Annotated in this window: 2 protein-coding genes and 1 pseudogene; all 3 read left to right on the top strand. The window is 54.0% G+C overall.

What is annotated here, in order from left to right:
- The first annotated feature begins 713 nt into the window (after positions 1 to 713).
- Entirely contained in the window at positions 714 to 1,364 is a 651-nt protein-coding gene (locus tag ABX962_RS34580) for a hypothetical protein (RefSeq protein WP_372726210.1), read from the top strand.
- Positions 1,365 to 1,460: 96 nt separating this feature from the next.
- Positions 1,461 to 2,180 carry a class I SAM-dependent methyltransferase gene (locus tag ABX962_RS34575; protein WP_372726209.1) on the top strand — a complete coding sequence of 240 codons (720 nt, stop codon included), beginning with the start codon at positions 1,461 to 1,463 and terminating at the stop codon, positions 2,178 to 2,180.
- Positions 2,177 to 2,512 (top strand): annotated as a pseudogene (locus ABX962_RS34570) (hypothetical protein); the annotation flags it as partial. The gene ABX962_RS34575 and the pseudogene ABX962_RS34570, both read left to right, overlap by 4 nt.

Here is a 2,512-nt window from a genome sequence, read left to right as displayed (position 1 = left end):
GCAGCCTGAACGACGTCACGTCACCTAAACACAAATAATCCACAAGCCGATATTTAAGGCCTTGTCCATAAGAGCCATCGCTATCGGTCTGCCCGCACCCAGCAAATTACCGGATGCCGTTTTCGGAGCAGCGTAGCTACAAAACGCAAATGCCGTGATCGCCGCCGCCAAACGCTTCACCGTGTGGGCCAAAACGGCTAACTCAGTCAACGGTCTCTACCGGGCATGGATGGTGGTTGAGGTATTCATGTCCCACTTTGGACGTCGTGGGCTAATCGCAGCGGTCCCTGCCGCGACTCATCCGAGAGGGCGTGGGACAGCGACGTGACAGGACGTGCCGTCGTTGTATTTTTTTTTTGCTGGCATGCGGACCTCTTCCGCGGATCGCTTGATTCTCATCGATTGCTAACAGCGAATCTTCTCTGACCGCACCGTTCGCGGCAATAACTTAATCAGGCGTCATCATCGCGAGTTGTCATTTGTTCACATGCTGGCGGCTTTCGCTCGTTTGCATTTGCCCCATTGGGCCTTCGTTTCGTGGTCTTTTCGCCGGGACATCCGCCTGTCCCTGGCCTGTCCCTCGATGTCTCGGCGGCCAAGAAGTGTAAGGCCATCGAGACAGCTCCTTCGTCGATGGCTTTTCCATTCAGGTTGCTTCGCTGGTGCAGGCAACGAACTAGGAGGCGAAGGAGCAGTGGAGGCATCGAATCGCTATGCGTTCTAGCGGAATGGCAGTTGCCGATCCTTATCGTTTTCTGTTCGAAGACCACTCGCTCGGACTGACGATCACGCGCGACTTTGGAACGGACAATCAAGTCCACGAACAAGTCATGCAGGTGCGTCGTGAGGGAGGCGGCGAGTCTTCGTTTGCGTTTGATTCGTACAGTTTTCACTACAGCATGTTGTACGACGGGCAACCGGTTGGCGCGATGACGGCAACGCGGCCCGTCGATGGGGAAGTCGATTGTGCAGATGTCTATTCACCTCAATTAATGACGCGGTATCACGATTGTTTGGTGTCGACATGCAAGTTCCGCATCAACCGAAGTGGTTGCTCGTCCTTGAAGACACTGCGAACGATGGTGCGTGAATTTTGGCGTGACCAAGTCAACCTCGGCTCGCGGCTGAATTTGATCAACGCGGACAAAAAATTAGCCTCGTTCTATCAGCGAATCGGATACGAAGTGATCGAAGGCTCGAATTTCATCCACCCCACGCTGGGAACCGACAGCATCGTCATGATGATGTCGGCCGACCCCCATCGTCGATCGTTCTGTACTGACATCTTTGCCAGTCTAGATGACATCCTGCCGATGCAGGACGTCGTAACAAGCTGTTACGCCACGCCAATGATCCTTGCTTAAACACCAAGTCTTGGCCACCAAGCTGGATAGCGGCAACGTTGCCACATCCGTTTTCGTTCCTATTTTTTTTAAAGCTATGCTTCAAGGAATTCTGCAATGACCGTGTATCGCTGGACGAACTATGACCAATACAAATCCGCAGTGACCTGTGTGCGAGAGTATTACGATGCCGTGCATCGTTGTCACGAACTTGCGCTGCAGCAGCTGGTGCCACAGAAATGTGAATTGGCACTCGATATCGCATGCGGGCATGGCGAGTCGACTCAGATTCTAAAGCCCTTCGCAAACTCGATCGTGGGTGTCGACAGCTCCGAAGATTTGATCGACATTGCCAATTCCCAGAACGAAGATCCGGCGGTTCGCTACGTTTGTTCGACGTTTGCGGACTTTGATGCCGCCGACGAATCGATCGACTTGATTAGCGCCGCATGGTACTGGAACCATGTGCATACCGCCGAGGACCTCGAGGCCGCCGCGGTGAAGATTGCCTCGTTGCTGCGTCCCGGTGGAAGTGTGGCCTTCGTGATTCCTGGCGATTCGTTCACGTCACGCCGGATCCAAAGTATCGCTCGCGAAGATTTCCAGTGGCGTCAGGCATGGACCCACGAAGAACGCGAATGGACCGAAGGCCTGTTCTCGTACGATGACACGTGGATTCAAACCAAGATTTGGCAACCGTTCTTTTTGATGAAGTTCTTCCGCGAGTGGTTTGATTTATCAACGTGGGATGTCAAAGGCACGCTCGTTCGCGAAGAACGGTTGTCGGGTTTGGTCGCGGAACCTCCGTTTGAAATTCTGTATGGGAAGCGACGATGATCCGATCACGTCCTAGCGACCGCATGAATCTCGGAGCCAACCAGCTGTCGTATGCAGCCGGTTCAACATCGCTGGAACCTTACGGATTCCGCATTCTGGGAAAATCGGACAATCAGCGATTGCCTCAGTTGCTGGCTTCGTTTCCCAAACTTTCCACCATGCTGCACCCCGAGGCACTCATCATCAGCGCCTATCCGGCCGCTTTAGGTTTAGCTGGATTTGCACCGCTGGTAGACACCTACCTGCATCCACCGACGTTCATTCGCGCGATGCGGCTCGCTGCACTGGAAAAACGAACGGTGGTAATGGCGGCCCAACCGTTGGCCGGTGTC

Source organism: Novipirellula sp., from assembly GCF_041583735.1.
Lineage (GTDB): Bacteria > Planctomycetota > Planctomycetia > Pirellulales > Pirellulaceae > Novipirellula.
Note: the sequence above shows the minus strand (reverse complement) of the source record. Positions and strands in the feature narration are given on the sequence as shown.